22 protein-coding genes and 2 pseudogenes are annotated in these 24,423 nt (G+C 35.5%); 20 read left to right on the plus strand and 4 right to left on the minus strand.

Annotated elements, in window-relative coordinates:
- Positions 1–135: 135 nt before the first annotated feature.
- On the minus strand, positions 136–933 hold the full coding sequence (locus HHU12_RS17870; RefSeq protein ID WP_169658105.1) for a DUF1269 domain-containing protein: 798 nt from the start codon (positions 931–933) through the stop codon (positions 136–138).
- Positions 934–1,626: 693 nt separating this feature from the next.
- On the opposite strand from HHU12_RS17870, the gene HHU12_RS17875 reads away from it, so the two are divergent.
- The 5 genes from HHU12_RS17875 (at position 1,627) to HHU12_RS17895 (ending at position 5,731) form a co-directional block, all read left to right on the plus strand.
- On the plus strand, positions 1,627–2,367 hold the full coding sequence (locus HHU12_RS17875; protein ID WP_169658106.1) for a cysteine hydrolase: 741 nt from the start codon (positions 1,627–1,629) through the stop codon (positions 2,365–2,367).
- Positions 2,368–2,413: 46 nt separating this feature from the next.
- Positions 2,414–3,127, plus strand: coding sequence for a DUF547 domain-containing protein (locus tag HHU12_RS17880; protein WP_169658107.1), 714 nt, complete (start codon positions 2,414–2,416; stop codon positions 3,125–3,127).
- A gap of 33 nt (positions 3,128–3,160) precedes the next feature.
- The gene (locus tag HHU12_RS17885) at positions 3,161–3,307 is read left to right on the plus strand and encodes a hypothetical protein (protein ID WP_169658108.1); all 147 of its coding nucleotides are present in this window, start codon (positions 3,161–3,163) and stop codon (positions 3,305–3,307) included.
- A 79-nt stretch (positions 3,308–3,386) separates the two neighbouring features.
- Positions 3,387–3,704 (plus strand): hypothetical protein, encoded by a 318-nt coding sequence (locus HHU12_RS17890; RefSeq protein WP_205959920.1) that lies wholly within the window; start codon positions 3,387–3,389, stop codon positions 3,702–3,704.
- A gap of 83 nt (positions 3,705–3,787) precedes the next feature.
- Positions 3,788–5,731, plus strand: coding sequence for a thiamine pyrophosphate-binding protein (locus HHU12_RS17895; RefSeq protein ID WP_169658109.1), 1,944 nt, complete (start codon positions 3,788–3,790; stop codon positions 5,729–5,731).
- A 66-nt stretch (positions 5,732–5,797) separates the two neighbouring features.
- Here HHU12_RS17895 and HHU12_RS17900 read toward each other — a convergent pair whose 3' ends face one another.
- Positions 5,798–6,055 (minus strand): DUF427 domain-containing protein, encoded by a 258-nt coding sequence (locus HHU12_RS17900; protein WP_169658141.1) that lies wholly within the window; start codon positions 6,053–6,055, stop codon positions 5,798–5,800.
- A gap of 38 nt (positions 6,056–6,093) precedes the next feature.
- The gene (locus HHU12_RS17905) at positions 6,094–7,698 is read right to left on the minus strand and encodes a glutamate synthase-related protein (protein ID WP_169658110.1); all 1,605 of its coding nucleotides are present in this window, start codon (positions 7,696–7,698) and stop codon (positions 6,094–6,096) included.
- Between the two features lie 416 nt (positions 7,699–8,114).
- On the opposite strand from HHU12_RS17905, the gene HHU12_RS17910 reads away from it, so the two are divergent.
- The 4 genes from HHU12_RS17910 to HHU12_RS35065 all read left to right on the plus strand — a co-directional run bounded on the left by HHU12_RS17910 (position 8,115) and on the right by HHU12_RS35065 (position 10,039).
- Positions 8,115–8,474: a PAS domain-containing protein gene (locus HHU12_RS17910; RefSeq protein WP_169658111.1), complete on the plus strand. Its 360-nt coding sequence runs from the start codon at positions 8,115–8,117 to the stop codon at positions 8,472–8,474.
- A 135-nt stretch (positions 8,475–8,609) separates the two neighbouring features.
- Positions 8,610–9,455, plus strand: a complete 846-nt coding sequence (locus HHU12_RS35055; RefSeq protein ID WP_205959921.1) for a sigma 54-interacting transcriptional regulator — start codon at positions 8,610–8,612, stop codon at positions 9,453–9,455.
- Positions 9,452–9,907: a sigma 54-interacting transcriptional regulator gene (locus HHU12_RS35665; protein WP_205959922.1), complete on the plus strand. Its 456-nt coding sequence runs from the start codon at positions 9,452–9,454 to the stop codon at positions 9,905–9,907. Before HHU12_RS35055 ends, HHU12_RS35665 begins: the two co-directional genes overlap by 4 nt.
- Before the next feature lie 24 nt (positions 9,908–9,931).
- A complete protein-coding gene (locus HHU12_RS35065) occupies positions 9,932–10,039 on the plus strand; it encodes a hypothetical protein (protein WP_205959923.1) in 108 nt (35 codons plus the stop codon).
- Positions 10,040–10,154: 115 nt separating this feature from the next.
- Here the strand turns inward: HHU12_RS35065 and HHU12_RS17920 are convergent, their stop codons facing one another.
- Positions 10,155–11,954: an AMP-dependent synthetase/ligase gene (locus tag HHU12_RS17920; protein WP_169658112.1), complete on the minus strand. Its 1,800-nt coding sequence runs from the start codon at positions 11,952–11,954 to the stop codon at positions 10,155–10,157.
- A gap of 223 nt (positions 11,955–12,177) precedes the next feature.
- Here HHU12_RS17920 and HHU12_RS17925 point away from each other — a divergent pair, with 223 nt between their 5' ends.
- The 11 genes and pseudogenes from HHU12_RS17925 to HHU12_RS35835 all read left to right on the plus strand — a co-directional run bounded on the left by HHU12_RS17925 (position 12,178) and on the right by HHU12_RS35835 (position 24,334).
- Positions 12,178–12,777 carry an outer membrane beta-barrel protein gene (locus HHU12_RS17925; protein ID WP_169658113.1) on the plus strand — a complete coding sequence of 200 codons (600 nt, stop codon included), beginning with the start codon at positions 12,178–12,180 and terminating at the stop codon, positions 12,775–12,777.
- A 12-nt stretch (positions 12,778–12,789) separates the two neighbouring features.
- Positions 12,790–15,273, plus strand: coding sequence for a M1 family metallopeptidase (locus HHU12_RS17930; RefSeq protein ID WP_169658114.1), 2,484 nt, complete (start codon positions 12,790–12,792; stop codon positions 15,271–15,273).
- A 553-nt stretch (positions 15,274–15,826) separates the two neighbouring features.
- The gene (locus HHU12_RS17935; protein ID WP_169658115.1) at positions 15,827–16,321 is read left to right on the plus strand and encodes a hypothetical protein; all 495 of its coding nucleotides are present in this window, start codon (positions 15,827–15,829) and stop codon (positions 16,319–16,321) included.
- 185 nt (positions 16,322–16,506) lie between these two features.
- Complete coding sequence (locus tag HHU12_RS17940; protein WP_169658116.1) at positions 16,507–17,049, plus strand: helix-turn-helix domain-containing protein; 543 nt, start codon at positions 16,507–16,509, stop codon at positions 17,047–17,049.
- A gap of 290 nt (positions 17,050–17,339) precedes the next feature.
- A pseudogene (locus tag HHU12_RS17945) lies at positions 17,340–18,913 on the plus strand (type I restriction-modification system subunit M).
- A gap of 78 nt (positions 18,914–18,991) precedes the next feature.
- Positions 18,992–20,218, plus strand: coding sequence for a restriction endonuclease subunit S (locus HHU12_RS17950; RefSeq protein WP_169658117.1), 1,227 nt, complete (start codon positions 18,992–18,994; stop codon positions 20,216–20,218).
- 82 nt (positions 20,219–20,300) lie between these two features.
- Positions 20,301–20,600 carry a hypothetical protein gene (locus tag HHU12_RS17955; protein ID WP_169658118.1) on the plus strand — a complete coding sequence of 100 codons (300 nt, stop codon included), beginning with the start codon at positions 20,301–20,303 and terminating at the stop codon, positions 20,598–20,600.
- A 340-nt stretch (positions 20,601–20,940) separates the two neighbouring features.
- Positions 20,941–21,480 (plus strand): DUF6398 domain-containing protein, encoded by a 540-nt coding sequence (locus HHU12_RS17960; RefSeq protein ID WP_169658119.1) that lies wholly within the window; start codon positions 20,941–20,943, stop codon positions 21,478–21,480.
- 3 nt (positions 21,481–21,483) lie between these two features.
- Positions 21,484–23,484 (plus strand): annotated as a pseudogene (locus HHU12_RS17965) (type I restriction endonuclease subunit R); the annotation flags it as partial.
- A gap of 9 nt (positions 23,485–23,493) precedes the next feature.
- On the plus strand, positions 23,494–24,045 hold the full coding sequence (locus HHU12_RS35830; protein WP_317170497.1) for a type I restriction endonuclease subunit R, EcoR124 family: 552 nt from the start codon (positions 23,494–23,496) through the stop codon (positions 24,043–24,045).
- A complete protein-coding gene (locus tag HHU12_RS35835; RefSeq protein WP_317170496.1) occupies positions 24,023–24,334 on the plus strand; it encodes a type I restriction endonuclease subunit R, EcoR124 family in 312 nt (103 codons plus the stop codon). Before HHU12_RS35830 ends, HHU12_RS35835 begins: the two co-directional genes overlap by 23 nt.
- Positions 24,335–24,423 lie beyond the last annotated feature (89 nt).

A 24,423-nucleotide genomic window follows, 5' to 3' on the forward strand; every position in this document is an offset into this window, starting at 1 on the left:
CTTCCCTCCGAGGGGCGAAACAGCTTTCTTTCAAGCTGTCGGGATAGTTTGCATGCAGGGCAAACAAAAAGCATGCTGAACAAAATTCAGCACGCTTCTACCTTTTAATAACTAAATTAACAAACCCAAACTTAACTATGAAATATGTTCTGTAAGCTTATTGGATGCCTCTGAAAGCTTTTTCAAACTTTTATTGAATTTCAGTTCCAGATCTTCCTTACGCTTATTTATTTTTTTTTGTTTCTTCTCGCTTGCTTTTTCTAACTGTTGTTGCAATTCAGAAGATTTTGCTTCTGTTTCAATTTTCAAATCAATGATTTTTTGATTGATGACATCTTCCAGAACCACTGCTTTCTTTTTCACATTATCGATTTGCTGCTTTATACTTTCCTTCGATTCTTCAGAGGCATCTTTTAATTCATGTTCTAACTCATCTAACTCTGCTTGAATAGCTTCCGCTTCTCGATTGAATTGTTCTTCCTCAATTTCAGCTCTATTTCTTCGGAACAACATACCGTCTAATTCTTGCATTTTGGTATCCAAAGGAGCATTCCAACCTTCTTCTATATCAGCAATCACTGCCGTTTTTCCTTTATCCAGAGCATCAGAAACCTCTTCAATAAATGAAGTATCAACTCCCGCTTTATCAAAATCATAAATTAATCCACCAACAGAACCTGCCATTGCTCCTGCAACCATGCCTACTGGACCACCGAACATACCGATAAATGCTCCTGTCAGCATACCCACACCTGTTCCTATTGGACCTTGGTCAGATTTTTCATTTACAGTGATTTCACCTTCATCATTTTTACTGATAACTGTAGCAGCATAAAGCGTTATATCACCATTATTATTTAACTCTTTAATTGCAGATAATCCTTCAAATGCTTTCGATTGATTGTCAAAGACAGAAACTACTAATTTGTTCATTTTCTTTTTTCTTAAGGTTATAAATTTTTCAAACCTTCAATTCACATTGTATCATTCACTATGAATAGATTGTTAGGTAGAGAGTGATCGTGATTGAGAGCGTTTTATTGATGATACAAAGGTAGAGGATTGCTCTATATGTAATATTGGAGTTATTCTTAATTGACATGATTAAGTAAATTACCTAGTGGACAAACTCCAGATATGAAAAAGGAAGTTTAATTCCAAACTAATGTTAATATTAGGCGGTTTTTGAATAAAAATAGAAGATTTCTCCATCAACTATTCATTTTTTTGAGCCTCAATGGACAACTTCACAACCCAAAGACTCATAATTGCCAATATATTGGCATTCTTATAGTATTTTGACATTATTTTAATGATAATGATCAATTTTTATATATATTTAAACTTTTAAAACTCTACTTACCAGTTAGTTACATAGCTACGACACACCTCTTGTATTTCCATTGACATCAAACATTAAGTTTTAAAATTATGAATACTCTACATCTATCTACATCACCTACTATTGACAGCTCGTTTATTTCTTATCAAGATAATGGGTATATAAAATAGAGTGTTCTTGTTCTTATAATTAAGAATACAACTTATCGTTATCTAATATTCAATCTATATAAAAATATATAGGGTGAGATCATACACCCTTCACTTTAATCTCAACAATTTATCATGAAAAATCTATTCAAAACTACACTTCTTTTGTTAAGCAATTTATTCATCGTTTTTTCTATCAGTGCTCAATTACCAGATCCTGGTTTTGAAATCGACGAATACACTGCCATAGTAATGACTGATCCACAAAACGATTTCTTAAGTCCTGAAGGGGTTGCTTGGGATGTTGTTGGAAATAGTGTTACTGAGAATAATACAGTAGAAAATCTTGAAAAAATATTCCAACTAGCGAAGGAATATGGGTTGCCAGTGTTTGTATCACCACATTATTATTATGAACACGATCACTCATGGAAGTTTGAAGGTGCACTTGAAGAATTGATGCATCACATCCACATGTTTGATAGAGAAGATCAGTTGAAAGTGGAAGGGTTTGAAGGTTCTGGAGCGGATTGGTTGGATCGTTATAAGCAATACATTGAGCAGGATTATGTGACTGCAGCCACTCCTCATAAAATATTTGGACCAGAACAAAACGACCTTTCTTTACAGTTGAGAAAAAAGAAAATCGATAAAGTAATTCTTTGTGGAATGTCAGGGAATCTATGTGTAGAATCTCATATGCGTGAACTAATTGAAGACGGATTTGAGGTAGCTGTAATTGGTGATGCTACAGCCTCTGCACAGGTTCCTGGTTTTGATGGAAATGCAGCTGCACAAACGAACTTCAGAATGATTTCAAGTCATGTGTACTCTACAAAAGAATTAGAGGAGACATTAAAAGCCTCAAAAAAATAATTTCAACAATCTCTATTTATTTATCAATTTAATCTATTCAAATATCATGTACGTTTCTCAAAAAATCGACGCTATAAAATTATCTGAAGATCTTCTTCGTGCTGTAAAATTAAACAAGCCTACTTTTACACTTGAGTTTGCTTTAAAACATATTGATCTAACAGAATTACAAAAACAGTTGTACAGTGAGGATAGAAAGAAGGCATTCTGGATCAACATTTACAATGCTTTTTATCAAATCCTTGCAAGAAATTTCAGACATGAAAAAAGTCTAATCTATTCTATCAAATTATTTATGATCGCTGGACACGAATTTAGTTTAGACGACGTAGAACACGGCATTTTGAGAAGGTTCAAGTACAAATATGGTTTAGGTTATCTTCCTCAATTGTTCCCTTCAAAGGTCCTCAAAAGATTGGCAGTAGTATCTTTAGATTACCGTATTCACTTTGCATTAAACTGCGGTGCTACAAGTTGCCCTCCTATCCTGTTTTATGATCCGATTGACATCGACAATCAACTTGAAATGGCGATGGTTGCCTTCCTTGAGGCAGAGACTTCATTTGATAATGATAAAAATACAGTCAATATAACCCGCCTGTTTTTATGGTTTTTGGGAGACTTTGGAGGTATCAATAATGTAAGGAAAATCATCTCAGAGACACTAATGGTAGACATTGAAGGTTTTAAAGTGAAATTTAACCCTTACTCATGGGAAGAAAAACTCGGAAATTTCTTTCAAACTAATCAAGTCGCTTAAAACAATTTATTATTTAATCAAAAAATCTCAATTATGTGTTGTATCAAAAGTCCAATTCTAAAATTAGTAGCCGCAGGTATTTTTATGACGTTGATTGCTTTTTACTGTAAGCATCAAGATGAACAAAAAACAAGTCAAAAAAATAATGCTACTGAAGAGGTGAATTACATTCATCAATAAATAGATAAAGACAAAAACAGGATTCTTAGATCCATAAAATTTAAAATTTAACCTCTAATCAATAAAAAATCTATCTATCATGGAAATCATCAAAGTAAAAGAAAACAAAAGCATTATCAACTCATTAATCAATTTCTTTAGCAAGCCAAAATCAGAAACAGAAGGTCAAGTGCCAAAGGGATTATGCCCGAACTGTTGGGGGAAACAAGAATATGATAATAAGTTTAGAGAATTAAGAGAAGATAAACAGATCAATGTCAATAATCATAAGGAGAACTATTCTTTCATTAAAGAATTTATGGTCAATAACCTTGAGGGAATTCAACTTATCAGAGAAAAAGACAGTTTAACTTGTCCGGTTTGTCTATTAAGACATGAAAAAAAGGAAATAAAGTAGTAAATTATAACGAGGATTAGGGCATGTGGTAACATCACATGCCTTAGTGCTTTACTTCATCACCCACTTAACTACTATTTCACATGGCTCAAAAAAAATGGTATAAAGTTTTAGACCACACTTCTCAACTGAATGAAAACAGAGTAATGACAGTTGATGCTGGACATCAACAATTATGTCTTACACATTTTGAGGGGAAATTTAATGCTATAACCAATAAATGTCCTCATCAAGGTGGACCGCTTGGAGAAGGTTCTATCGAAAATGGGAAATTAAGGTGCCCATGGCATGGTTGGGATTTCAGCCCTTGCGGTGGTGATTCTGATGGATTTGATGATGGTCTTGCTTCTTTTAAAACCAAAATTGAGAATGATGCTGTTTATGTGGAAGTAGAAGAAGAGGCTCCTCATGAAACAACAGTCACTGATATTATGGCTGAAACTATGGTCAATTGGGGAGTAAATCGGGTATTTGGTATGGTTGGCCATTCTAATTTGGGATTGGCAGATGCCTTTCATCGATTGGAGGACAGTGGACAACTAAAATTTTTTGGAGTAAGGCACGAAGGCGCGGCTTCATTTGCTGCATCAGCTTATGGAAAATTGACGGGTAAACCTGCCGCCTGTTTTGGAATAGCTGGTCCTGGCAGTACCAATATGTTTACGGGAATATGGGATGCGAAAGTGGATCGAGCACCTTTATTAGCATTATCCGGTCAAGTGGCTACACAAGTAGTTGGAACAGGAAATTTTCAAGAGGTGGATTTAGTCAGAACTTTTCAAAATGTAGCTGATTTTAACCAAAGGGTAGAATCCCAAAGTAAGCATTCTGAATTGATGACCCTCGCCATCAAACATGCTCTTTTAAACAGAGATGTTTCCCATCTTACCTTTCCGGATCAAGTACAAACTATCCCTGCTGGAAATCAAAAGGCTTCTTCTCCAAAAGGAAGAATCGCCTCTCTCAAAATAGCTCCTCCTGAAGAAAGTCTTCAAGAAGCAATTGAAGCCATCAAAGAAGCCCAACAACCGGTTATCATCGTAGGTCATGGAGCACGTTTTGATATGGATAAAATCACAACTTTGGCGGAAGGTTTATCTTGTCCGGTGATGACGACTTTTAAAGGAAAAGGACAAATTTCTGATCAACATCCCTTAGGTTGTGGTGTTTTAGGCCGAAGTGGTACTCCTATTGCTTCTTGGTTTATGAATGAAGCAGATTTGTTGATTGTCATTGGTGCCTCATTTTCAAATCATACGGGCATCACTCCAAAACTGAAAACGATCCAAATCGATTTTGATCCACTTGCTTTGGCAAAGTTCCATTCTGTTGATATTCCGGTGTATGGAGAAATTTCTAGAACAGTGGAATTACTGTTGGATAATTTGGATGATTTCAAATCGAATAAAATATCAAGAATAGACGAAATTTCAGAAAGATGGTCGATTTGGAGAGCTGAAAAAGAAAGAAGAAAACTGGAAGATAATCGTCATGGTATTAGCTCCATTGAAATATTCTCTCAACTTACTCAAACTGCTCCTAAAAATGCCATTATGTGTGTGGATGTTGGAAATAATGCTTACTCTTTCGGGAGATACTTTGAAACCCAAGAGCACACATTTTTGATGTCGGGTTATCTTGGTTCCATTGGTTTTGCACTACCTGCAAGTATGGGGGCATGGTCAGCTGTTGGTGATGACAGACCGATTATAGCTGTTGCTGGAGACGGCGGTTTGTGTCAATATCTTGCGGAAATTACCACTTTAGTCAAGTACAATATGCCGATCAAAGTAATTGTTATTAATAATAATGAGCTAGGTAAAATTTCTAAAGAACAGAGAGCAGGTGGTTGGGATAAATGGGCGACCGATTTGGTAAACCCTGATTTTGCCACTTATGCTGAAAGTTGTGGTGCTTTAGGAATTAAGGTAACTGATAAAGAAAAGCTATCGGAAGCCTATCAACAATTATTCTCTCATCAAGGTGCTGGATTGCTTGAAATTTCAGCTGATGTGAAGTTGATATAAAATAGATATCCAACATCATAAACCCATGAATTAATTCATGGGCTAATGATGATGGGCTACTGTTATTTATGGCTCCAACAACTCATCAGCAAATGCCAAACACCCTTTGATTTTATCTACCTCAGGATCAGGATCTTTATAACTCCAAACAGCATTTTTAAACTCTTTTTCTCCTACCTTAATATGATAATAAGTTGCTGTATTTTTGAATAAACAAGAACTTCGAAAATCAGATTCCACTAGGTATTCAAATTTCACAGAAGAAGGAGGGAAATAAATTACACCGCAATCTTCTACAGTTTTATTACTTTCTGCAATGAGTATTTCCTAATATATCACTTTCATAGACTTAATTTTACCTCTTAATACCCCGCAAATCTAATATTGGTCAGTTGGTGTATCTTATAATCTAAAGTCGATAAATCTGAGAAATTAAAACCCTTAAAATCATTATGACCGCAGGCCCTTGCTACTACTTTCATAAGATCTGTAGAAGCTTCAAAGAAGTTGGAAAGTTGATTAGCAGATTTCATAATATTTATTCTTTGTCTCAAATGATCTTTTTGAGTGGCAATACCTACGGGGCAGTTATTCGTAGAACAAGCTCTCATTCCTAAACAACCGATGGCTTGCATTGCTGAATTTGAAATGGCGATGGCATCAGCTCCCAACATTAATGCTTTCACAAAATCATCTGCTACTCTCAAACCACCTGTAATTATTAAAGTGACATCATTTGCACCTACTTTATCCAAATGCCTGCGTGCTCTTGCCAATGCCGGTATTGTAGGTACATTGATATTGTCTTTCAGAATATTGGGTGCAGAGCCAGTTCCTCCTCCTCTACCATCAAGGATAATATAATCCACACCAACTGCTAACGCAAAATCAATATCTTCTTCAATTCTTGAAGCTGCCATTTTAAAACCTACAGGAATTCCTCCTGTTTTCTCTCTTACTTCTTCGGCAAATTTTTTAAAGTCATCTACAGATTTAAAATCAGGAAATGCTGCAGGAGAAATAGCCGATTGTCCTTTTTCTAACCCTCTTACTTTGGCGATTTCTTCCGTTACTTTACTTCCTGGCAGATGTCCCCCTGTTCCTGTCTTTGCTCCTTGCCCTGCCTTAAAATGAAATGCCTGTGCTTTTTTTACTTTCTCCCAAGAGAAACCAAACTTACCTGAAGCTAGTTCATAAAAATATTTAGAATTTTCAGCTTGTTCACCTGGCAACATACCGCCCTCTCCACTACAAATGCCTGTACCTGCCTTTTCTGCTCCCATCGACAATGCAATTTTAGCTTCTTTTGATAGTGCCCCAAAACTCATATCTGAAACAAAAACAGGTATATCAAGGACAAGCGGTTTTATCGCTTTTTTTCCGATCACAGTTGTAGTAGTGACTTCTTCCCCATCTAATAATGGGCGTTTAGAGAGCTGGGCAGGAAGAAACTGAATTTGTTCCCATTTTGGCAAGGTATTACGATCCACACCCATAGAAGAAGACGGTCCATGCTTACCAATTTTACTTAACCCCTCTTTTGCCAATTGTCGAATATAACCTGTGTAAGGTTCTGTATCCTCTGGATGTGTATCTGCATATTGACCTAAATATTCATCTCTGTTGAAAGGTTGAGGGAACGCTACTAAATAAGCATCTATTTCCTCTTCATCAACATACAATATTCCGTCTTCAATAATTTCGGTGAATTTATGCAAAGCTTCCTCATTATTATACTCACTCACTCCAGTATCATATCTGTAGTCCCAACCGTGCAATCCACAGATTAAATTATGACCAACTATAGATCCATCGGCCATTAATGCTCCCCTATGCAGACACCTTCCATACAATACAGAAACATTGTCATCATATTTTATAACAACTAGATCCAAACCGTTTACTTGAAATGCTTCAGGTGTTTTTTCAGAGAGTTGAGCTACTTCTACTAGTTTTACTTTTTTCATTAGCGTGGGTATTTTAAGTACTAGAAAAAAAGTTAGGAACCTTTTTTAATGAAGAATTAAGAATGTAGAATCATGGTTATTAGGTGGTTATTAAACCATAACAAGATCCATAATTCTTCATTTTTCCCTCATCATTCAAAGCATTCCATTTCTTTTGTCTTAGTACTTATATATTTAAAATGAGAAATTTCTAATTATTAAAATAATAAATTTCAGTTGAATAATTGATGTAATTACTTAAAATAACTTTCTATGAAGAATAGAATTTCACTAATCCTATAACATAGAATAGAACCAATCCCCATAAAATTCATTAAAACAAAAACCTAAACTTCATAAATGCCATTATTTTGGCAAAAACATAAAGTAATTCAAAAATCTATAACTATATTTACATTTATTTAATGACTTCTGAAATGCTAGAAAAAGTAGTCTGGGATGAGAAATGGTCCGAGATAGCATTAAACTTTTCTTCAGATCTAATATTTTGGTTAACTGAAGATGGACACATCGATAAATGCAATGATTCTTTCCATGAAAAATGTGGTTACTGTGAAAATGACTTAGGTAAAATATCTATTCTCGATATTGATGAAAACCTTTCTAAACGTGAATGGAAAAAGATATGGAGTGAGTTAAAAGAAAATAAAACAACAAGTTTTGAAACAACGATTATAGATAAAAATGATCGTTATCTGGATGTTGAAATAAGTTTTACAGGGGTAAATATTGGCAATGGAATTATCTGTTTTACAAAGTGTCATGAAATAACATAGATCGTTCAATTAAGAGAACAACTAAATGAAGCTTTACAAGTAATTGGTGAAATCAATACCGGTGAAAGTGCTCAGAATAAAGATCATGTTTCTACTTCAGAAAAGAAAAAAGCACTCTTAGAACAACTCCATGATTTGCAAAGACATCATGAGTCCATTCTTCAATCTGCCGGTGAAGGGATCTATGGACTTGATACGCAAGGAAGAACCACTTTTGCCAACGAAGCCGCTGTGAAATTAGTTGGTTACTCACTGGAAGAAATGATCAATGTTTCTCAACATGACTTAATTCATCATACAAAACCTGACGGCTCTCATTACCACAAACATGACTGTAATATTTATGCCTCTTTTAAAGATGGTAAAGTACACCATAGTGATGATGAAGTTTTTTGGCGTAAAGATGGATCTTCCTTTCCTGTAGAGTATGTAAGCACACCACTTTTTGACAATAATAATGAGTTGATTGGGGCTGTGGTTACTTTTAAAGATATAACGCATAGAAAAGAAACGGAAAAGGCACTTAAAAAGACAAATCTTGAACTAACAAGAGCATTAAAAGAAGTCAAAGAATTAAAAGACAACCTAGAAGAGGAAAATCAATTCTTGCAGGAAGAAATCAAACTCAATAATAATTTTGAGGAATTAATTAGTGAAAGTGATGTTTTTAAAGAAAATATTCTTGCTAAAATTGAACAAGTAGCTCCTACAAATGCCACCGTATTAATCTTGGGAGAATCAGGTACAGGTAAAGAACTGATTGCTAGAGCTCTTCATAATCATAGTACTCGAAAAGATAAACCTTTGATTAAAGTCAATTGTACTGCTTTGCCTGCTAACTTAATTGAAAGTGAATTATTCGGGCATGAAAAAGGTGCATTTACTGGTGCTGTTGCTAGAAAAATTGGACGCTTTGAGATGGCTGATGGTGGCACACTGTTTTTGGATGAATTTGGAGAAATTTCTCTTGACCTTAAGTGAAGTTATTAAGAGTATTACAGGAAGGAGAGATTGAACGTATAGGTGGTACTGAAACCATAAAAATTGATGTTCGAATAATAGCAGCAACCAATGTCAATCTCGAAAAGGCAGTAAAGGAGAAAAAGTTTAGAGAAGATTTATTTTATCGTGTGAATGTTTTCCCTATTCATGTTCCACCACTGAAAGAAAGATTGGAGGATGTACCTTTATTGGCTAGGCACTTTTTGAAAAAATATAACGAGAGGTTCAGTAAAAACATTCGATCTATTACAATCGGTACAATGAACAAATTGAAAAATTACCAATGGCCGGGCAACGTTCGTGAACTTCAAAATGTAATTGAAAGAGCTGTCATCATTTCTAATAGTTCGAAGTTGGAAATTAAAGGATTAAAAACGACCAACGTAGAAGAGGAAAAAAGTGAAGTCTTGACCTTATCTGACAACGAGTGAAAACATATTCTTAAGGTATTGAAAATGACGAATTGGAGAATCAGCGGTGAACGTGGTGCTGCCAAAATTTTAGATATTAATAGAACGACTTTAGAAGCTAGAATGAAGATGTTGGGGATTAAAAGGCCTTAGATCACGTTATTGTGTATTATCCGTTTTAGATTTACATTTTAAAAATAAATTCTTATGAAAAAAGCCACTAACTAAAAAAAATAGATAGTGGCTTAATACTGAAATCTGTTGCGAATTATTTTTTGTACATCGCAGCGATTTCATTTTTATAATTCTCGTTGATTGTCTTTCTCTTTAATTTCAACGTAGGAGTCATTTCCCCTTTATCTTGAGAGAATTCTTGAGAAAGAAGCGTGAAACGTTTTACTTTTTCAAATGGAGCCAAATCATGTTGCTGTGCCTCCACTCTCTTCTCAATCAACTTCTGAATATCATGATGATTCACCAATTCTTCAACAGAACCATATGAGATACCATTTTCCTGTGCGTATTCTTTTAAGTTTTCATACGTAGGAACGATCAAAGCTGAAACGAAATTTTTGCCATCAGCAATAACAGCTATCTGCTCTACAAAGTGATCTTTACCAATCTTACCTTCCACAACTTGAGGAGCAATGTACTTACCATTTGAAGTTTTCATCAACTCTTTGATTCTATCAGTAATCATCAAGTTGCCGTCTTCATCAAATTTACCGGCATCACCCGTCTTGAAGTAACCGTCTTCTGTAAATACTTTAGCAGTTTCTTCTGGTTTGTTGTAGTAACCTTTCATCACTACGTCACCTTTTACTAAGATCTCGTCGTTCTCACCAATCTTCACATCAACATTTGGCATTTTTGTACCAATTGTATTCGGGTTGAAAGCACGATCAATGTACCACGCAGTTACAGTAGCGGCAGTCTCAGTAAGACCGTAACCTAATACTACAGGAATACCAATAGCATGGAAGAACTCACCAATTTCTGGATCAAGTTTAGCTCCACCTGCAGGCATAAACTTAATGTTGCCACCCATCAACTTCTGGAATTTACTGAACACCAATTTGTTGGCGATCTTATGTTGGAATTTCAAGAATCCCGATGGAGTTTCATTTTTTAGTTTGTGTTGGAATACTGCCTTACCCACACCAATAGCCCAGTGGAACAACTTCTGTCTTGAAGGTGCTGCTTTCGCTACTTTTTCATGAATTGTAGAGTAGATTTTCTCGTAGAAACGAGGTACAGCACACATTACATTTGGTTTTACTTCCACTAATGCCTCTTTGATCAGCTTAGTATCTTCCAAATAGTTGTTTACTCCACCTTTATATAAAACATAAGTTGACCACGCTCTCTCGAAAACGTGAGATAACGGAAGGAAACTTAAGTTGATATCTTTATCTGTAAATTCAATGAACTCATCGTGTGCATCAAATTGCTTTCCGAAATTATGATAATCCATCATTACACCTTTTGGTTCTCCTGTAGTACCTGAAGTGTAAATCAAGGTCATCAAATCAGTCAATGAAGCATCCTCTACTCTTTTTAATAATTCAGCTTCTTGAGATTTTTCACCTTTTTCAATGAAATCATCCCAAAGGATACCCAATTTATGTCCTCTTCTATGAATACTCGGCTTCATCGCTACGATCCACTCTAATGATGGACACTCTTCAGCAATTTCAGCCGCATTGTCGTATTGTTCTTGATCCCCTACAAAAAGTACTTTAATCTGAGCATCATTCACAATGTATGCAGCCTGTTTTGATGTACTTGTAGCGTAGATAGATACACTTACCGCTCTAATTTGTTGAGATGCAAAATCTGCAATTGTCCAGTTAGGCATGTTTTGAGCGTAAATACCTACTTTTTCCTGAACACCTACACCTGATGACAAAAGACTTAATGAAATTTTATCTATTTCTTCTGAAAAATCATTCCATGAGATACTTTCCCAAATCTGATCTGCTACACGAAATCTTACAGCATCTCTCTCTTTATACTTTGAAGCTTGTTGGCGAATTTTATGTACTAAATGTACTGTCTCTTTTGTCATGTGCGTGTTTGTAAAAAATATAAATATTTATGTAATGAATTTAATTCATTTCATCTGACAACTACCTTAACAAGCTTCGCTTAAGTTTTGTGACAAAAAATCAGAAATAAAATTCTGAACAAAATTAAATAGCATTATTTTAAGATAATTTATTGTTTTAGGATTATTTATTTTACCTTTGTAAAAACTATTTACTGATACTTAAATAAGCCTAATTTTAAATATGAACCGTAAATACTTAATTCTACTAACTATAGGGTTGTTATGTTTGATCAATAACAGAACTATAGCTCAAGAAAACAAATTTCTTTTTTCCTACTCCAGTTCTCAAGGTGTTAGTGATTTAAAATACCTCAGCTTAAATGGTTTTCAGCTGGAATGGCAATATCATTTCAAAAAACTTCCTATCTCAGCAGGCCTATCTGTGGGGTATCATATCTCTGGTAATAAAGAAGTAATTGAAATTCCAGTGCTGTATGGTGTTAACAACCAACAGATGAAAAATGTTAAATCGATTCCAATTTTAGCACATATTAAATACTCCTTCCTAAAAAGTAAGTATTTAAGACCCTACATTGGTCTTGGACTTGGTTTATACAACCAATCGCATGGTATAATTATTCATACCTTAGATTACCCTGGCCAAACTATCACAAAAGAATTTTCAGAACACCGCTTTGGTATTGCTCCAGAATTAGGCATTACATCAGATCTTTTTCCTAATGTAGGTGCATTTATTAGTTTAAAATATAATTATATGCAGAGTGAGCTTGAACGTTTAAACTATAATAATGTATCTTTCAACTTTGGGATTATTTTTTAGTAAAATATTCAAATGAAGAAACTATACATTATTATTCTAGGCTTATTTTTAATGTTCAACGCATGTCAATCTCCTGAAGATTTACCACTTAAAAAAGGAGTCTCTCAACAATTAGCACAACAACGGTTCGATAATATCACAAATGTAGAATATGACTTACATCTTGTGTTGCCCAAAACTCAAAAAGAAAGAATTCAGTCTACTTTACATTTAAGGTTTGATGTAAAAAACAGTAGTGAACCTATTGTTTTAGACTTCAGAACAGATTCTACCAAAATCACCAACCTAATTGTCAACAACCAACCTTCTGAATATTATTACAAACAAGAACACATTATTATCCCCACGGATCACTTGGAGAAAGGTGAAAACAGTATTTCCTTTCATTTCGTAGCCGGTGATCAATCACTCAACAGGAAAGAAAACTATATGTATACGCTTCTTGTTCCAGACAGAGCAAGAACCTTATTCCCTTGTTTCGACCAACCTGACATTAAAGCCAAATATATATTGAGCCTTGATATGCCTGAAAATTGGGATGCCATCGCTGGTGAATATGGTACTTCAAAATCCACTAATACAGGTAGAAAAGTGATTACTTTTGGTCAAACACAACCTATTTCCACTTATTTATTCTCTTTTGTAGCGGGTGAATTTAAGCGCATCGAAAAAACGGTGAAGGGCCGGAAATATGCCATGCTTCATTTAGAAGAAGAGGATAAAATCAGGGCAAATCAAGATCAAATCTTTGAACTGCACGCCAATTCAGTACAGTGGATGGAAGAATATACTGCTATTCCCCTGCCTTTTAATAAACTCGATTTCGCATTGATTCCTCCTTTTCAATATGGTGGAATGGAACATGTTGGGGCCATACAATACAGAGCTTCATCTTTGATTTTGGATGAAAATGCTGGTCCTTCTGAAAAACTCCGTCGAGCTCAACTCATTGCACATGAGGTGGCACATATGTGGTTTGGTGATTTAGTGACCATGAAATGGTTTGATGATGTGTGGCTGAAAGAAGTATTTGCCAACTTTATTGCGGCAAAAGCGATCACACCTTCCTATCCTGAAATCAATCACGATTTACAGTTCTTCCTTTCTCATCAATACAGAGCGTATGAAGTAGACAGAACTGCAGGCAACCACCCTATTCAACAAAAACTTGACAATCTTAATCTGGCAGGTACACTTTATGGGGCTATTATTTATTGCAAAGCTCCAGTTGTGATGGCACAGATTGAATTATTGGTAGGTGAAGATAATTTGAAAAAATCTTTACAGATGTACCTTAAAAAGTACGCTTATGGAAACGCTACTTTTGATGATCTAATTGAAGTAATTTCCTCTACATCAAAAGTAGATCTAAAAGACTGGGCTAACCTTTGGGTAAAACATGAAGGAATGCCTTATTATAAATTAGAAAAGAAAAACAATCAGCTTTCTATCAGTACCAATGATTTTAAAAAATCGCAAAAGGTAGTCATTGGAAATCAAGAAGTCTTATTAGATAAAAAACAGGTGATTGTTGCTTTAAAAGAATTGGATTTCCCACTTGACCGCAGTGGTAAAAACTATGGTCATTTTCAATTGAGTATAGGGTTGATCAATGAAATTAAAGCCAATATTGGAAAATACGCTCCTACTGAAAAAGCGATAGCATACAGTACACTTTGGGAGAACTTCCTGCATGACAATGTTTACCTTGATGGATACACTAATTTCATTTGGGAAAGAATGATTCTCGAAGAAGATTTACTGCTGAAAAAACAATTATTAGGGCAGTTCAATGAGTTGTATTGGTATTATATCAGTGAACAAGAACGTAAAAATATTAGTAAACAGTACTTTCATTTCCTTCAAAAGCAGATTGCCAAAAGCGAGAATAAAGCCTTACAATCATTCTATTTTAATGTGATCACCTTATTCCAACACCAACCGGAGCAATTGGAATACCTGAATACATTTCTTTCTACCCAAAAAACTACACCTAGTTTAAATGACAGAGAGAGAATTAACCTATTGATGAAATTACGACTTCAAAATTATCATCAATCGGAAGTGGCCATTCAAAAAGTAGAAGCACTTATCAGTTCTGATTATTATAAAGAATACCTAGCTTTTGTGACTCCAGCTACAAGTAATGATGAAATAGAAAGAGATGCCTTTTTTGAAGGATTAAAAGAAGTGGAGAATAGAGCCAATGAACCTTGGGTTGAAAATGCCTTGAGTTTATTAAACCACCCACTCAATGCTAAAAGTTCATTAAAGTACGTGCGTCCTACTTTAGAATTGTTACCTGAAATTCAGAAAACCGGTGATATTTTCTTCCCTTACAATTACTTGAAAAGTGCCATTGCAAAAAGAAAAGAACAGCAGACTATTCTATGGGTCAATAGTTATCTAGAAAAAAATAAAATTGATATAAAACTTAAAAATAAAGTTTTACAAAACTTAGATCCAATACAGAGAAGACAATCTGTGATGCAATAATAAGCAGCTGTACAATTAAAATCGGAATTTTTGGATTTTTTTTATTAACCACGAACCCCGTAGGGGCAGACCTATGTGTCTGCCCGCTGTACCACAACACGCATCACCCAATACCCTTTTGAAAACCCATATATCTTCCTTTAAAAAGGGAATCGATTCGGCATTTCAATCGAAACCCTTTTTCATGGGAATGAATATTAAACTTATCATGGTTCTTGTCGTGGTTTGATGGACTCACATAGGGTTCATTATGAATATGGTCCGTGTTGTGGTTTGATGGAATCACACAGGGTTCATTATGAATATGGTCCGTGTTGTGGTTCGGCGGGCAGACACATAGGTCTGCCCCTACGTGGGATTACTCACAAAAAACAAACGATCTAGTTACCAATACATTACAACCGACACCATTCATTGAAAATAAATTTGCAATACTCATTTAAATCTATTAACATTACAAAAGCAACTATTCTCATTAAGGCAAACATAAAAGCAAGCTGACGATTTATGCCATGCACTGAGAACGATTTATTAAATAAAAGACTTAAAAATCATGTTAAATACGCAAGACAAAAATGAGCTATTTGCTCGTGTAGTTTCTTTATCATGCACTTCACAAGAAGAAACACAAACAACTTATGATGCTATTCATCAGGAATACAAGTATCAAAATTCTTCTAACGTACTGAAAGACATTTCTACGGAAAGAAAAAAGGACCGTTTTGAAAGCAGAACAACGGAACTCAATGAAAAAAAGAATCAACTTGATTATGTTGAAACTGAAATCACGAATATGCAACCTACGCACTCTAAGTATAAAGCTAAGATTGTGGAGAAAAACAAACTTGTTGCAGATATCAGTGATTTGGAACTGAAGCTAGAGCAGAATGATGGATTGGAAGTATACTTCAACCAATTGGACAACATAATGCAAGAAGCTGAAACTTATGTTCTACTTGAACTTTTGCATCACATCAAAGATCATGCTACTACAAGTAGCTGGACGTTGAATGACTATGCAATCAAGGATTTAGAAGCAGTAGTTTAAATCTTATAAAAGGTCGGTGAGTCAGCCATCGACCTTATTTTTGTGAAAAGAGAAAAAAGGGAAGAGGTAAGAGGGATGAGGGATAAGGAAAGTGGTTCGTAGTTTGGCCCAAACTCCTATCTAAAAACAACTTCCCGAACCATATCCCTCTTACCTCATCCCTCTTCCTTCTTACCTCTAAATACATGAATCTTTCCAAAGCACAAAGAATTGAATTACAGTCGTTATTAGAAGCCAAAGTAAAGAAAACAAAAATTGCAGTGGCCTTAGGCGTTCATCTGTCAAGTATTTACAGAGAGTTAAAACGCAACAGTTTTAATGGGAAATACAACGCTATAAAAGCGGATCAACTTGCGAAAGCGAGAAAGAAAGTGGCTGGTGGCATGTCGAAAATCAAAAGAAAAACAATGACCCGAAGAAAAAATAAATATGAGCTGTTTGATGATCGACGTTTTATTTATTGGAGGTCAGATACTGCCCGTGTTAGAAGGTGCTATTTCTTTTTAAAGGAAAAGTGGTCATGGAAAACCAAACGCTATAAAATTCGACTGGGATGGGAAAAGATACATCATTATCTCAATGACATTCCATTATTTGAGTTGTTGATGGCTCACTTAAAGAACAATCATTTGTTATCTGCTCCAACCCATACAACTGCTTCTTTTAAACAACTTCATTATTCTTCTAATTCTACTTTACATCAATATCCTAAACGTAAAGTGGCTTGACCCCTATTGTCTTTTTCTACTTCACCCATTAAAAACACATTTCCAAAACCTAAAATTATAGACAAAACGTCATTCATTATCGAAACAAAGTGCTTCAGGTTGTCAAAACTTGAAGCACTTTTTTATTTTCCAGCCTCTTCTAATTTATTTTCGCATTTGCTCACGAATTCATTTTTTGAGTGGGGAGACAAATATTTGATTTTATTTAGAACATTGTGTAAAATACAATTCTGTATTACCAACATTATTTTATTATCTTGGGAATCTTAAAATGAATTCTATTCTTTATCATGTCAGAAATAGCTAACAACCTAGACCATAAAGGTCAATTAGAGCGACAGTTATGGAACATCGCCAATGAGTTAAGAGGAAATATGGGAGCCGATGAGTTCCGTGATTATATATTGGGTTTTATCTTCTACAAATACCTTTCGGAACGCATGGAGCTTTTCGGGGATGAGTTATTGGCAGAAGATGAAATGAAGTTCTCAGACATTAAGGAAAATTCTGAGGAAGGTGCAGCATATTTAGAAGCGATTAGAGAGGAAGCATTAGAGTCTTTGGGGTATTTTCTGTTGCCAAGCGAACTGTTTAGGGTGTTGGCAAAAGATGGTCAAGAACAGGACTCTTTTATTTTGGAAAAGCTTCGCAATGTATTAAACCACATCGAGCAAAGTACAATGGGTACGGATAGTGAAGAAGAGTTTAGCGGTTTATTTGAAGAGCTGGACCTTACTTCTTCTAAGTTGGGAAAAACGGAGAAGGCAAAAAATGAGTTAATCTCTAAGGTGCTTTTCCACTTAAACCAAATCGACTTCCAATTGGGCAATACGGAAATAGATGTATTGGGTGATGCTTATGAATACCTGATCGGTCAGTTTGCTTCTGGAGCAGGTAAAAAAGCGGGTGAGTTTTATACCCCTCAATCTGTTTCTCAAATCTTGGCACAATTGGTAACGGTGGGTAAAGATAAACTCCAATCCGTATATGACCCTACTTGTGGCTCAGGATCATTGCTATTGCGAGTAGCAAAGCAAGTCAATGAGGTGGCCCATTTCTATGGTCAGGAGCTGAACAGAACCACCTATAACTTGGCACGTATGAACATGATCCTTCATGGTGTACGTTACAATGAATTCGATATACAGCAAGAAGATACATTAGAGAATCCACAGCATAAAGAAAAGCAGTTTGAAGCCATCGTAGCCAATCCTCCTTTCTCGGCAAAATGGTCGGCAAATCAAATACATTTATCGGATGATCGTTTTAGTGAGTATGGAAAGTTAGCGCCTAGTTCTAAGGCTGATTTTGCTTTTGTACAACACATGATTCATCATTTAGGTGAAAATGGAACAATGGCGGTGGTACTTCCTCATGGTGTATTGTTTAGAGGTGCGGCTGAAGGTCATATCCGTAGCACCTTATTGAAGAGAACAATTACTTAGATGCGGTGATCGGTCTTCCTGCAAATATTTTCTACGGTACAAGTATTCCAACGTGTATTTTGGTCTTCAAAAAATGCCGTCAAAAAGACGATGCTATTCTTTTTGTAGATGCTTCACAACACTTCGAGAAAGCAAAAAATCAAAACTACTTACGTCAGGAAGATGTGGCCAAAATCATCTCTACGTATGCAGAAAGAAAAGAGGAAGAGAAATATGCTCATGTGGCTACTTTGGAGGAAGTAAAAGAAAATGATTACAACCTGAATATTCCTCGTTATGTAGATACTTTTGAGGAGGAAGAGGCAGTAGACTTAGAGGCTGTTTCAGAAAAACTTAAAAAGTTACAAGTAAATATGAAATCCACCGATGATACATTATCAGGTTTTTGTGACCAATTAGGTATAAAAGCACCTTTTTAAGTTTTTCTAATTGAAAGTTGAAAATGGAGAATTGAAAATTAATTTTCCACTTTCAATTTTCCAATTTCAATTAATAAAATGACAGCAATAAAAAATAATATCCCTGTATTGAGGTTTCCTGAGTTTAGTGGGAAGTGGGAGAAAAAGAAACTTGGACAATTACTTACATTCAAAAATGGAGTAAATGCGACGAAAGAGCAGTACGGTAGAGGGGTGAAGTTTATCAATGTTCTTGATATTATTGAGAACAATTTCATTACTCATGATAATATAAAAGGACTTGTCGATATTGAAGAAAAAGAATTCTTAAAAAACGAAGTGAAATATGGTGATGTTTTATTTCAAAGAAGTTCTGAGACTAGAGAAGAAGTTGGTCAAGCAAATGTCTATCTAGATAAAGAAAAGTCTGCAACATTTGGTGGTTTTGTAATTAGAGGTCAGAAGATTTCTGATTATGAACCGATGTTCATGAATTATCTCTTAAAAGGTAAAACAGCAAGAAAAGAAATTACAACTAAAAGTGGAGGTAGTACAAGATACAATGTTGGTCAAGATATTTTGACAGACGTTTCAATCAAAACACCCACCCTCCCCGAACAACAAAAAATCGCCGACTTCTTATCCTCAGTAGATAAAAAAATCGGACAATTATCGGAGAAAAAATTGCTATTAGAGGAGTACAAGAAAGGAGTGATGCAGCAGCTATTATCTAGGGAGATTAGGTTTAAAGCGGATGATGGTAGTGAGTTTGAGGAGTGGGAAGAGAAGAAGTTGGGGGAGTTAACAAAAATTAATCAAGGGCTTCAAATACCTATTGATAAAAGGTTTACTTCTAAAGTAGAAAATAGCTTCTTTTATATAACAAATGAGTTTCTAAAGGTTAGTAGTGATAAAGTTTATTATATACAGAATCCTCCTAAAAATGTTATATGTGATGAATCAGATGTTTTGATGACAAGAACTGGTAATACAGGGCAAGTTGTAACTGGAGTAAAAGGAGCTTTCCATAATAACTTTTTTAAGATAAAGTTTGATAGAAGTATCTTGAATAAGGATTTCTTTGTATTTTATCTAAGACTGCCTTCAACTCAAAATAAGATTTTAAGTTATGCAGGAGCTTCGACTATTCCAGATCTCAATCATGGTGACTTTTACAGATTATTATTAGATTTACCTTCTCTTCCCGAACAACAAAAAATCGCCAATTTCTTAACTTCTTTAGATAGGAAGATTGAAGTAGTTGGTAAAGAATTGGAAGGCGTTAAGGAATGGAAGAAGGGGTTGTTGCAGGGGATGTTTGTGTAAAATTAAACGAATAACTGTCATCATTAACCCACGATTTAAATCGTGGGCTTATGATGAGTGAGTGAAATATAAATTTAAAAAAATGGAAGACGAAGTATTAATCAGACCAGGAAAAGGTATTTTAAAACACTATACCACCAAAAAGATCAAAGGCTCTAAGAAAGTCGCTTTGGAAATGACAATTGGTGAAGAGAAACTGTATGCGGTAAAAGAAAGAAATTTCTTAAAGGTGTTGAAATCTATCCATTCCTTTGAAAATGTTGTCGCTTATATTGCGGAAAAGAAACCTTCAGGGAAAGAATATATTTTGGATATGATTGGTTACCCTGATAGAGATGCCACAAGTGAGGATGAAATACAATTACTAAATAGTATACTCTAAGTACTAAGCAGTTGCACAATTAAAATCGGAAGTTTTGGTTTTTCTTTTTTAGTCTACTCTGCGTTAGAATATCATCACATAGCTTTGGCTATGCTCTTCTATTTTGCCTTGATTAGATTAAAAAATAATTATCCAACTTCTCCCCATTTTAAATGTGCAACTGCTTAAGTACCAGGACAAAAGTAAATCATAGTTAATTCTAATTTATTTTTTGTGAGTAGAACGCTAAAAAACGTATTAATAGTGGTTCTATTAAAAGTTTTTTGAAGGAAGTAATCGCAAAAAAATAAATAGAGTTAGTATAAGATAATTTTGAATTTGTACTTAATAACTCAAACCAATGGATAAAGTAAAAATCAAACAAAAACAAGCTGAATTAGAAAGTATGATTTCAGCCTTTTGTACTGAACATCTTAATGAAGAGTATAAAACGCTATGTGTAAAATTGCTTCAAAAGCTAGGGAGAAAACGAGATGTCCCTTTTGCTAGAGGAAAATTAGACATTTGGGCGGCCTCTATTATTCATGCCATTGGTTCCATCAACTTCCTTTCAGACTCTTCCTTTGAACCGTATATGACGTTAAATAGTATATGTGATATAATGGGTGTAAAGTCGGCCACGGTAGGGAATAAAGCAGGCACAATACGTAAGTTATTAAAATTGAATTATTATGATGATGAGTTTTGTACACAAAGACTCGCCGATAATAACCCCTTCCGTAAAATGGAAGAACTTTATACATTATATGCACCTGTTCAAATAGATGGACAACATTATAATTTTAAAGGTCTTCCAGAAGAATTACAACAACAAGTTATAGCAGCAAGAAAAGAAGGTCATGACATTACCTTTACGACTTATGAAAAAAATGACAACTAACCAATGACCACCCAACCAGAACAAATCCTAGAAGACAACTTAGTCAAACAACTTCAATCATTAGGCTATGATCAGGTGCAATTACCTGATGAAGATGCCTTAGTGTCTAATCTTAAAGCACAATTAGAAAAGCATAACAATACATCCTTCTCTGATGCTGAGTTTAAACAAGTTTTGAACCACTTAAACAAAGGTTCTGTATTCGATAAGGCGAAGATCTTACGTGATAAAATGCAGATCAATAAAGACGATGGAAGTAGTGAGTATATAGCCTTTATCAATCAGAAGCAGTGGTGTAAAAATGAATTCCAAGTGGCACAGCAGATCACTATGGAAGGAGAATATAAAAACCGATATGATGTCACTTTGCTGATCAATGGCTTACCATTGGTGCAAGTGGAATTGAAGCGTAGAGGTTTGGAACTGAAAGAAGCCTTTAACCAAACCAACCGCTATCAACGTCATTCTTATGGTGCAGGTCAAGCACTGTTCAATTATATCCAACTGTTTGTGATTTCCAACGGTGTCAATACAAAGTATTACGCCAATAACCGTAAGCAGTCTTTTAAGCAGACGTTCTTCTGGGCGGACAAAGAAAATAGAAATATCACAGACCTTACCGAGTTTGCTGATGCGTTCTTAGAACCTTGTCACCTCTCCAAGATGATCACCAAATACATTGTCTTGCATGAGTCGGACAAGATATTAATGGTGCTTCGCCCCTATCAGTATTACGCTACGGAAGCGATTGCGGATAGAGTAAAAAAGGGCGTCAAGAACGGTTATATATGGCATACGACAGGTTCGGGAAAGACGCTGACTTCTTTTAAGGCATCGTAGATTATGATGGAACTACCGGAAGTACATAAAGTCATTTTTGTGGTAGACCGTAAAGACCTTGATTACCAAACTACAAAGGAGTTTAATTACTTCTCTGCAGGAAGTATAGACGGAACAGACAATACCAATAAGTTGGTAAAACAGTTTACGGATGATACCAAACTGATCGTGACCACCATTCAGAAACTGAATACAGCCATCAGCAAGGAACGCTACACTTCCAAGATGAAAGACTTACAAGACAAACGTCTGATCTTTATTTTTGATGAGTGCCACCGTTCACAGTTTGGAGATACCCACCTTGCTATCACTAATTTCTTTCAAAACAAACAGCTATTTGGCTTTACGGGTACCCCTATTTTTGCGGAGAATTCTACTAAAAACGAATTAGGCAAACGTACCACCAAAGACCTTTTTGATGACTGCCTCCACAAATATGTGATTACGGATGCCATCAAAGACCAAAACGTTTTAAAATTTCCGATAGAATACGTGGGGCGTTACCGTCAGAAGGACTCTATGAATGAGATTGATATTGACACCGATGTACAGGTGGAAGATATTGATACGAAAGAATTGATGGAGTCGGAAAAGCGACTGACCAAAGTAGTGGATTATATCCTTCACAATCATGATCGTAAAACACACAATAAGGCCTTTACGGGGATGATGTGTGTGAGTAGTGTTCCCGTATTGATGAAGTATTATGATCTTCTTCAAAAGAAAAAAGAAGCGGGAGAACACAATCTTAAAGTAGCCACCATCTTTAGTTACTCCGCCAATGAAGACGATAAAGATGCCAACGGCTATTTTGGAGAGTTTGAAGGGGCAATGGTAGCAGAGGAAAAATCAACTTATGGCAACCTCCATACCCGTGAGATTTTGGATCAATATATCGATGACTATAACAAAATGTTTGGCACAAGCTATTCGACCAAAGACTCCAAATCGTTCTACAACTACTACAATGACATCGCTAAGAAAGTCAAAAGCAAAGACATTGATCTTCTATTAGTGGTCAATATGTTCCTGACGGGTTTTGACAGTAAAACCCTCAACACACTGTATTTAGACAAGAACCTGAAATATCATGGTTTGATTCAAGCCTTCTCCCGTACCAACCGCATCTTGGATGAGAAAAAATCACAAGGCAATATTGTCTGCTTCCGCAACTTGAAGAAAAACACAGACGATGCCATTTCCCTTTTCTCCAACAAAGACGCCAACGAAATCATTTTATTAGAACCCTACGAAAACTACATTAAGTATTTCGATGAGGCTCTAAAAGAACTTCAAGGCATTGCCCCTACCGTAGAAAGCGTAGATGAACTGTTAGGCGAAGAAGATCAGCTTGAATTTGTAAAAGCCTTTAGAGAATTGATGCGTCTCAAAAACGTATTAGGTGGTTTCGCAGACTTTGATTTTGATGACTTGCAGATGTCCGAACAAGAGTTTGAAGACTACAAAAGCAAGTACTTGGATATTCATGACAGTACCAAAGGACAAGGCAAAGAAAAGGTTTCCATCTTGGATGATGTGGACTTTGAATTGGAATTGATCCATAGAGACGAAATCAACGTCAGCTATATCCTTAGACTCTTAGGAAAACTCCACGCCTTAACGGAAGAGCAAAAAGCCAAACAAAGAAAAGCCATTGTGGACATGATGGCCGGTGAAGCACAACTCCGAAGTAAAAAAGGAATTGATAGAACGCTTTATCGCTGAAAACCTTCCTCAAATCGAAAACGAAGAAGATATCCCCGAAGAATTTGAAAAGTTCTGGCAAACAGAAAAGCAAGTTGCCTTCAATAAACTTGTAGCGGACGAACAACTCAAAGCAGAAATCGCAGAAAAAGTAATCGGCAACTATTTATTCACGAATAGAAAACCCTTGCAAAATGAAGTGATTGAAACTTTTGAGACCAAACCAAAACTGTTGCAACGGAAGAAGCTTGCACAGAGAGTGACGGATAAAATGGTGGGTTTTGTGGAGACATTTATTAGCGGGATGTAATCCCGTAGGGGCAGACCTATGTGTCTGCCCGCTGTACCACAACACGCACCACACAATATCCATTTGAAAACCCATATCTCTTCCTTTAA

It is taken from the genome of Flammeovirga aprica JL-4, assembly GCF_012844305.1.
Lineage (GTDB): Bacteria > Bacteroidota > Bacteroidia > Cytophagales > Flammeovirgaceae > Flammeovirga > Flammeovirga aprica.

Excerpts from the sequence above, each read along its gene's own strand:
- HHU12_RS17870 (WP_169658105.1), bottom strand. The coding sequence starts at position 933 with ATGAACAAATTAGTAGTTTCTGTCTTTGACAATCAATCGAAAGCATTT.
- HHU12_RS17875 (WP_169658106.1), top strand. The coding sequence starts at position 1,627 with ATGAAAAATCTATTCAAAACTACACTTCTTTTGTTAAGCAATTTATTC.
- HHU12_RS17880 (WP_169658107.1), top strand. The coding sequence starts at position 2,414 with ATGTACGTTTCTCAAAAAATCGACGCTATAAAATTATCTGAAGATCTT.
- HHU12_RS17885 (WP_169658108.1), top strand. The coding sequence starts at position 3,161 with ATGTGTTGTATCAAAAGTCCAATTCTAAAATTAGTAGCCGCAGGTATT.
- HHU12_RS17890 (WP_205959920.1), top strand. The coding sequence starts at position 3,387 with ATGGAAATCATCAAAGTAAAAGAAAACAAAAGCATTATCAACTCATTA.
- HHU12_RS17895 (WP_169658109.1), top strand. The coding sequence starts at position 3,788 with ATGGCTCAAAAAAAATGGTATAAAGTTTTAGACCACACTTCTCAACTG.
- HHU12_RS17905 (WP_169658110.1), bottom strand. The coding sequence starts at position 7,698 with ATGAAAAAAGTAAAACTAGTAGAAGTAGCTCAACTCTCTGAAAAAACA.
- HHU12_RS17910 (WP_169658111.1), top strand. The coding sequence starts at position 8,115 with ATGCTAGAAAAAGTAGTCTGGGATGAGAAATGGTCCGAGATAGCATTA.
- HHU12_RS35065 (WP_205959923.1), top strand. The coding sequence starts at position 9,932 with ATGACGAATTGGAGAATCAGCGGTGAACGTGGTGCTGCCAAAATTTTA.
- HHU12_RS17920 (WP_169658112.1), bottom strand. The coding sequence starts at position 11,954 with ATGACAAAAGAGACAGTACATTTAGTACATAAAATTCGCCAACAAGCT.
- HHU12_RS17925 (WP_169658113.1), top strand. The coding sequence starts at position 12,178 with ATGAACCGTAAATACTTAATTCTACTAACTATAGGGTTGTTATGTTTG.
- HHU12_RS17930 (WP_169658114.1), top strand. The coding sequence starts at position 12,790 with ATGAAGAAACTATACATTATTATTCTAGGCTTATTTTTAATGTTCAAC.
- HHU12_RS17935 (WP_169658115.1), top strand. The coding sequence starts at position 15,827 with ATGTTAAATACGCAAGACAAAAATGAGCTATTTGCTCGTGTAGTTTCT.
- HHU12_RS17940 (WP_169658116.1), top strand. The coding sequence starts at position 16,507 with ATGAATCTTTCCAAAGCACAAAGAATTGAATTACAGTCGTTATTAGAA.
- HHU12_RS17950 (WP_169658117.1), top strand. The coding sequence starts at position 18,992 with ATGACAGCAATAAAAAATAATATCCCTGTATTGAGGTTTCCTGAGTTT.
- HHU12_RS17955 (WP_169658118.1), top strand. The coding sequence starts at position 20,301 with ATGGAAGACGAAGTATTAATCAGACCAGGAAAAGGTATTTTAAAACAC.
- HHU12_RS17960 (WP_169658119.1), top strand. The coding sequence starts at position 20,941 with ATGGATAAAGTAAAAATCAAACAAAAACAAGCTGAATTAGAAAGTATG.